At 57.4% G+C, this 8,025-nt stretch carries 4 protein-coding genes; 1 reads left to right on the top strand and 3 read right to left on the bottom strand.

Going from position 1 to position 8,025, the window contains the following annotated elements; all coding sequences use genetic code 11:
- The 3 genes from BQ17_RS18745 to BQ17_RS18735 form a co-directional block, all read right to left on the bottom strand.
- Window positions 1-287: hypothetical protein (locus BQ17_RS18745; protein WP_141699371.1), on the bottom strand; the 287-nt coding region annotated here is incomplete at its 3' end.
- A gap of 340 nt (window positions 288-627) precedes the next feature.
- Window positions 628-4,845: a WD40 repeat domain-containing protein gene (locus BQ17_RS18740; RefSeq protein WP_176722515.1), complete on the bottom strand. Its 4,218-nt coding sequence runs from the start codon at window positions 4,843-4,845 to the stop codon at window positions 628-630.
- A complete protein-coding gene (locus tag BQ17_RS18735; protein ID WP_089729728.1) occupies window positions 4,835-7,585 on the bottom strand; it encodes an SIR2 family protein in 2,751 nt (916 codons plus the stop codon). Before BQ17_RS18735 ends, BQ17_RS18740 begins: the two co-directional genes overlap by 11 nt.
- Window positions 7,586-7,780: 195 nt before the next feature.
- On the opposite strand from BQ17_RS18735, the gene BQ17_RS18730 reads away from it, so the two are divergent.
- Window positions 7,781-8,025, top strand: a 245-nt coding sequence (locus BQ17_RS18730; RefSeq protein WP_141699370.1) for a hypothetical protein, incomplete at its 3' end; no start/stop codon positions are given.

Here is an 8,025-nt window from a genome sequence, read left to right as displayed (position 1 = left end):
ACCGAGGCGCTTAATCGACGCTGGAGCGTCAGATCCCTCCTCCGTCGGGACCAGGTCTGCTCCCACGCCGGAGCCTGGGGAGCCAGCCGAAACTCGTCCTTGAGGGTGCTGAAATCGAAGCTGTGGAGTGTCGCGCTGACTGTGAGGATAGGAAACCGCGAGCCCGTAGCCAGGGCGGCATACGCGCGGACAGCGGAATCGGCAAGCAAGCCGGGGGTCAGCAGAAACACCAGGACGGCATTTTCATGGGCCTCCGGCAGGGACCTGGGTAGGGTTCCAGGGGCCACCTGGACCTCCTCCTAGCCCGCCGGCTCCGAGCGGAGCAGCTCCGACCGGAGTGCATCGGCCATGGTCCCACCGTCCGCGGCGGCGATGATTTGAACAGTACCGGCGGTAATAGAGTTGTTCCCGATGTGAATCTTTAAAAATCAATCGGTTATATTGGAACATGAGGCCGATACGGTGGTCGTTGACCAGAAAACGGTAGTGGCTAATGTATAAGTGATAACATGACCAACGGTATTGGCTACTATGTCCCCTCTCCCACCGGGAGAGGGGTTGGGGAGAGGGGATCAAAAAAATGAATCGCTCTACTTTTTCACTTATAAATTTACCACTACCCAGGGTTCAATCTCCCGCGGCCGAAACTTCTCGCACAATCGTCACCGGGGCCTGAGCGCGATCTTCCTCCTGAGCAGGGCAGGTGTCCATGATCTCAATCCCTTCGCCGACGTAGTCCTTGATTCTCTTGCGTTCACCCTTGGATAAGCATTCGGTTTTCAGCTCCTCGGCTACCGCTTCCGTCGACGTGCGCCAAACAAATACCCGATCCTCAGCGCCAGCAAGCACGAATTTCCCGTCCGGCGAGAAGACCAACGAATATATCGGACGCTCCATGTCGAACAAGGTCAGGGGGTCCTGAGCGGAGAGCGTGTCTCGGCGGTCGCGCCAGTCTCGGATATCCCAGAGGCGGACGACACGATCGCTTCCGCCCGACGCGAGTAGTTTTCGATCGGACGACACCGCCACGGCCCGGATAGGACCCTGGTGTCCTATGAGCCGGAGACTTTGCTTCTCTAGCCGATCCTTATCAAGATCGCTCAGATCCCACAGCCGGACAGTGCCATCCTCGGAGGCCGAGACCAACTGCCTGGTATCACCGAGGAACCGCAGCACCGTGACAGACGCAAGATGTGCCGGCCACTCGAAGAAAGGTTTCCTTTTCGGCGTAGCGTCCTCACCGACCGGTCGGCGCGAATCCATAGCATCGAACGCTCCAGGATTCCAAAGCTCGATCCAACCATCGTCCCGGCCCGCCGCCACATAGGCCCCGTAAGCGATGGAGAAATTATCCCCATCGGCAGGACGCATTATCCGCGGCCGGTAGCCTTCCTTGTCTTTGAGAACCTGGTCTACATGCCAGAGGTGGATCTCGCCATTGTCTCCTCGCGTGACTAATCTGCTTCCATCCGGAGCGAAAGCCACTCCGAATATCTTCTTGAATTCCTCGGATTCCTTGGATACCGGGATCTCTATATTGCAGGGAGTATCAGGGGGTAGACAGATCAAGGCCACGGTACCAATTCGGTACCCGACCGCCATCTGGTTGCCCCCCGGTCGAAATGCCAGGGAAAGCACATTTTTGGCCAGTGCCATATCATCGTACTTCGGCCGCGAGCCCTCCACACACCCGGCGGCCCGGTCCGACTCCTCCGGGCAATCGATTGAGGGTGTTGTCCAGCCTTGCGTATCGAGACGCCACCAGCGGAGGGGATCTTGATTGCTGGTGATAACCAGATCGTGACTATCGGGACGATAGGCCATCGCATAGGGATAGCGGACTTGGGGCAGCTCGTACCGTGCGTGTGAAGGCCGTGCGGTCAGGGTCCATTGCCGCGCCGAGGCCAGGGCATCCACGGAGAATATCGACAATCCATCCTCCGAGATCCGCACCGACTGTAGGCTGCTGCGGTGACCCTGGTGGAGCGCTAGGGTCTTGTCCAACCTTCCCAGCCGTTTCTCATCCAGTCGGAATTTCTCATTCCGGTCGAAGGATCCGAACAGTTGCCAAATACCCAGGTCCCCCTTTTCGCCTCCGGTGACCAGCAAGGCGCTGCGTTTGCTCGCATCGACTCCCATCTCGCCCGGCCATCTGGCACGCCCCGGGGCCCGATCATCCAGGGCAACCGAATGCCAGATCTGGGTGTGGTCATCCTTTCCCCGTAAGCCCAAGCTGAAGGGCTTCTTGGGGATCCAGGTCTTGCCATCCCGGCTGCGCCTCCATAGGTTGACGATACCCCTGCGTTCTTCCTTCTTCTTTAAGAAGGAACCTGCCGCGACGATCCGATTGCCTGTCGAGCTGTATGCAATTGCGTTGAACGCCAAATTCCTAACAGAGGAATCTCCTTTGTATTCTGCAACGGACGGCCCTTTGTCACCGTCCATGCATATTTCGATGAATTCCCCCTTATCGAGCGCCACGGCGAAGTGCAAGCCGGTCGCTGCGTCTTCATCCCGGTCGGGCGGAAACGCGATGGCAACCGGCTGACCATTCAACGCCAGTGGCTCCACTGTGCTCCAGTCCTCGGAGCCGCAATGGGATTGAACCAGATCACAGATCCGTATCTTGCCTGTCTCCGTGGCGGCTACCAGGTAAGCACCGTTACGGGAGAACCCGAATACCGAGATTCTCTCAAAACGGACGTCCGTCTCGGGGGCCATAGCCTGTTCCCCCGCCCGGTCCGTTCCGTTCCACAGCAAGAGGTTGGTCGAGGTGGCAATAGCGAAACGGCCCTTGGTCTCGTCATACGCGAACATGCGTGGTATGCCTGTGTCTTCCGGCATCTGCAGCACCTGGCGCTGTGCGTCCGGTCGCCCAATGGGTAACAGCTCGATCTGCCGATTCCGGCGCGGACAAGCGAGGAACAGCGCTCGGTCGTCCGCAATGGCATCATTGGAACAACTCCGGTTATCACCCTCGAAAACACGCCGGTAGACAGGGCGATTGACAGCGGCCCGCAACGATCGGTCTATCCAGGTCCGAACGGAATCATCGGCGACCTCCCAAAACTCTTTACGTCGGAGCTTTTCTTCCAACCACAGGGCCTGGCTCGATAGAAGTGCCGCAAGTCGATCATTGGCTTCAAGCTGCTGCAATTCTTGAGCACGGCCTGGAAGTGCTTGGGAAATCGCTTGTTTCCGGGAGACTTTCGTCTTGATTAACCTTGAGTTCAAATCCAGGAGGTATTGTGCCTTTCTTTCATTCTCTTCATTGGATTCGGTCAATGCCTTATTTTTATCGGTTAATTCCTTGTTAACATCTATCAATTTCGTATTATAGTTTATGTAGACTAAGGCCACGGGAGCGAAGGTCACTAACGCGGCCGGGATAGCGAATAACAGCAACCGACGACGCCAGCGCTCACGAGATTTCTTCACAAAGTCTCGAATTTCCGGATCTGAAACGCTCGACGGCTTCGGGGTTCTACGCAACTCGTTCCGACTGAGTAGGAGCTTATCCGGCTTGTTTTTCTCCTTCCATTGTTTTGCACGCAGCTCCCAAGGCTCGTACCAGGCCTCATTCGCTGCCAATACAGCCGGGACTAATTGGTCATGGGCAAGCTCGATCCAATGGGTTTCACGCAGCGGGTGAATCTGGAGCAGATACAGCTCCCGCAAACGATTCGCAACTCTCTCCCCAACCTCTTTCCCACCAAACCCCTTGTGGGCCTCGTCCATGGATACCGGGTGCCGAGTTTGCCCTTGGATCAGCTGCGAATCGAGAAATTTGCGGATCCGGTACTCCTGGTCTCGGTTTAGCTTCAATTCCTTGACGGCTTTGCCAATGGCGTCATCGACATAAGCACGGAGTGCATCTTCGAGATTTCCGACCTCCGCGACGTCTTGGATGGAAATAGCACGCTTGCCTTGCGTCTCCTCCCATAGCCGGGCACACACAATTTGGAGATGCATCGGCTCCATATAGCCAATGGATGATTCCATATCTTCGACTTCCGACCCTAGACCCCGCTTCGTCAGCTCTGCGAGAATAGCCTTTACGGCCTTCTCATCAATGGGCGCTGTGTCGGCTTTACCCCTATCAGCATTGCGACGGATCACCTCGCGCGCGGATGCGTATTTCAACAGCCCGAGGCGGTAACGGGCGGTCAGCCGATGAGGGAGCCATTTCAGGTAAGGATCGAGCGCCGGGACATGCTCCTCGCGCATGGCGATCAGGAACCAGATATGATCCTGCTCCCGCATGGCCTTACCCAACTGCTGGAAAAACTCCTTTTTGGCCGCCCAGTCGGTAGGATCGGCGATCAGGATCTCCTCGAACTGATCGATGACCAGGAGCCAATAGCAAGGTTTGGCGTGGTGAGTCGGCTCGGATTCGTCGGGGGACTCGGGGTTCTTGGCCTTGTCGAATTTCGGGCAATGCTGCTCCAGGAATTTGCTTATAGAGAGTGAATCCTCCCCCGGCTCCAGGGCCCGGTCATCCGCAAGCCCCTGGAGCATACTCAAGACATAGCGATTTCCGGCCGCTTTCCCACCCGCCGCTATGGTTGGCTCAAGACCGACCCGGACCACCGGCAGGAGACGAAACCCGGTCTCGTGCATCCTGGCCTGCAGGCCCCTATGGTCTTTTTCCGGATCTTCGAGCTCCCGTCCGGCGCGAATAAAAGAGCTCTTGCCCGCCGCCGACGGCGAATACAGCAGGACCATCCGTTCCGTAATGAGTAGATCCTGCACCGCGGCAAGTGCCTTGGACCGCCCGAAGAGTGGATCCTCCGGATCCAGTGGATGAGGTCCGACGAAGGGGTTCATCACGTCCTTATCCGGCATGGTGGACCTCGGGGATCTCGAGTTCATTGAGAAAATCCTCCGGCTTACCCCAGTAGATCATCACATCCTTTTCGTCGAGGAAACTCTGGAGAAATGCGGTCGTCCCGTTCGGGTCGATGATAAAGTCGTCGTCGGGATCGATTTGCACCGCAACTTGAGTGTAGGTTTTCCTAAGAGTTTCGCCCGACAATTTCTGCAGGCTGTGCAACAAGGTGAGAAAGCTCCAGTCATAGTGCTTGAAGCCCAGAAACACCACGTCTTTCTGGAGAAAATGGGAGATGAGTAATGTTAGGGAGGGATTCTGCCGATGCATGGCGAAATCGATCAGGAAATCGAAATACTCGTCCTGTGTAAGTACCGTGTTAGCAAGGTCATCCAGGCACCCAAACAGGTGATATACCCAGGGCTTCTCCAGCGTTGGGGATCCTTCGACAGGTGCTTTAGGACCGGGGGTACCCGATTTTTGCGATTGGACGATCTGTTGCGTGGTTAAGATTCGGGGGTGTCGACCGACAGATTCCAAGGTATCGGCCAAAACACGGTTCAGGGCGCCGACTACATACACAGGGCTCTGCAGGCGAGCGAGAATAGTGTACGGATTCTCCTTGGGACATCCCTCCGCCCTCGGTTTGCCTGGGTTAGCCTTGCACCAGGCTTCATGGCGTGCATCCTGTTCTTCGCGTAGCTTGCTTGCAATTGCCGTGAAAAGCTCCGATAGCCTGAGCCGATCGGCATCGGCCGGGAGGAGATTCTTATTGCGCCTCTTCAGCCATTTTTTCAGAGTATCTTCAAGGGCCTCCAGGAGGTCGTTGCCGCTCAAGTTGAGCTTCAGGAATTGTGCTACCCGCAACAGATCGGCACGCTCGTGATAGCCCAGGGCGAATCCCTTGCTGAAGGCCCAGTCCTGGGCGATCTCGCGATGAGTGCCTGCGATGTCCTCGGTCAGGCCAGATCCGATCACCGGCAACAACTTGCCCTCACAAGCACTTCGTTTAAGGCTCTTCCAGACGACCGCAACCTTGCGGGCATCGCCGGCGAGGCGGGCCTTATACCAGATTTGTCCGGATTTCGAGCGCGTGACCAAGGCCGGCCGCCACCAACTCGCCTCCCGTCCCCTTATGCCTTGCCCTAACTCCTGGTCTCGAAGCTTGCTGCGTGCGACGGCGACCGCGGTATCGATGGACCAGAATTGCCGCAGACCCTGGAACAGTGTTTTCAGGAATAGCTTGCAGGTATCCTCCGCCATTGGCAGCTGTGCGGTGAGTACGGCAGGGATGCCAGCCTTTGCCAAGATAGCCGCGGCGACCGTGGCGGCGCGCTCGGTATCGGATCTCGCGTCGGTCGCGGATTGGGCGCTACAGAGTATGACAAGCCGCGGCAACGTACGGACCTCCGCCAACCTGCGGGCAAGCGTTTCGACCGGGATCTCCGCCGTCAAGTCGTCCAGCCCCCCCAGGCGCAAAAGACAGGATGCAGCCCTCAGATGGACCGAGGAATCCGCCCGCACCGAGGACTCTTTGGAGCCGAAATAGCATCGACAGACAATGTACAGGATATCGACGGCATCCTGTTTCAATTGGTCAATGAGCGGTTCGAGCCCGTCCTCTCTGTGCCTCGGCATTTCTTCGTCCATCAGTGCCGGATGGAGGCATAAGGCCGCGTTTCGATACGTCTCTTTGGCCCACTGCTCTTGGTCCGGGTCCGAGTACTCGGGCATCAGGATGAGTGTCCGCAACGGTTCCTTGGGGCCGGGCTTGTGCCTCAGCTGTACTTCTCGCCAGCTCTGCTCATAGCCGAGGACATGCCGCGAAAAGGCGACTATAGGACTAATACTGAAGTATCTCCCTGTGAGCGGATTAACCAGCCGCTCCCAGCGAATGCGATGCAACTCCTGAGCATTCGGTGCCACGGTGATACGCAGATGAAGCAGCGCTTTCTTCTCCGTTACGCAATCGAGCGCGTCCTTAAGCTCTTGACGAGGTGAGCGTTCGATTCGGCGATCATCGCAATCGGTCTGCAGATTCTTCGGGAAAAGCGCTTCCCCGAGTCGCTTACCGAGACTCAAGGCCGACTGGTCCGTATCCGTCGGGGACACGCATTTAGGTGTATCGAAATGGGCGGGTATATGGAACTCGTACGCCAGGGCACGGTTGCGCATAGGGTCACTACGGTAGGTGATCTGGAGCTCCGCACGGTAGAATCCGCGGTCACGGTGGTACAGGGTGATGTCGAAATCCACATGATTCCTTACCGACTCCGCCGGTTCCTCGGGTTCGGGAGGCGGCCCGTTTGGAATCATGGCCTCGCGAATGAGTGCCTTGATTTCTTCCTGAATGCGCTCCCGTTCCTGTTGATACTGCGGCTGGCTCAAGTTGTGGAGTGACTGATCCAGTCTCGGTCTGATCTGGAGCGCCTTCATCCAGTCCGGAAGGGGCTCGTGCAGCTCTCGCATCAAGATCGGATAGATGCGTCTCGAGTTATCGCTCAGCCCGGCTTCGATGATCGGCAATTCGACCTTGCGCACATAATCCGTAGCAAGAAATTCGTCGCTGAGCAGCAGAACCACGAGCTCCGCATCCCCGAGCCGCTTCCGTATCTCCTTATCCCAGCGGTCACCCCCGCGTAGGTCGACATCACTCCAGACGTCGGGATACAGGTATTCCGGCAGCTCCTTGATGGCGTTTTCAATGTCTTCCTTGATTGCCCTATCCTGCTTGCTGTAGCTGATGAAGACGTTCATAGGTATCTATTCACCATCGGCTTGATTGATGGAACGGCGGAATCTCCGCGCGTGTGCGCAGTAAGGGAGGATCGCTCCCTTCGGTCGAGATGACAGACCGGAGTTTCCGAGTGTGTAAAAGATCCGGCAGAGTCGGACTGGAACCAATGCCGTTAAGCTAAAGGTTACCGGTCGGCAAAACAGAGGAGGCTCGTTATGGATTCCGGACTGCTTTGGAGTGCGCCGGCAAAGCGGCGCGACCGCATCGAACCTCAGCGACGGGGGATACCCGCGGCGCTTGCCAAGAACCTGGGTATCGGGCTCCACACACGCGCCGCGGCGACGGCGCTTTCCCCTGGCCGCAACGTCTTTGCCGGGGATAATTGCGTCGCCAAATCCAAAGCGGCGGCGGGTTTGCAGTGTACCTGCCGGCACCCCCGGTTACACCAGGTACCCTGGGT

Source organism: Candidatus Thiosymbion oneisti (assembly GCF_900092655.1).
Classification (GTDB): domain Bacteria; phylum Pseudomonadota; class Gammaproteobacteria; order Chromatiales; family Chromatiaceae; genus Thiosymbion; species Thiosymbion oneisti.
This window is presented reverse-complemented; position numbering and strand designations above follow the sequence as displayed.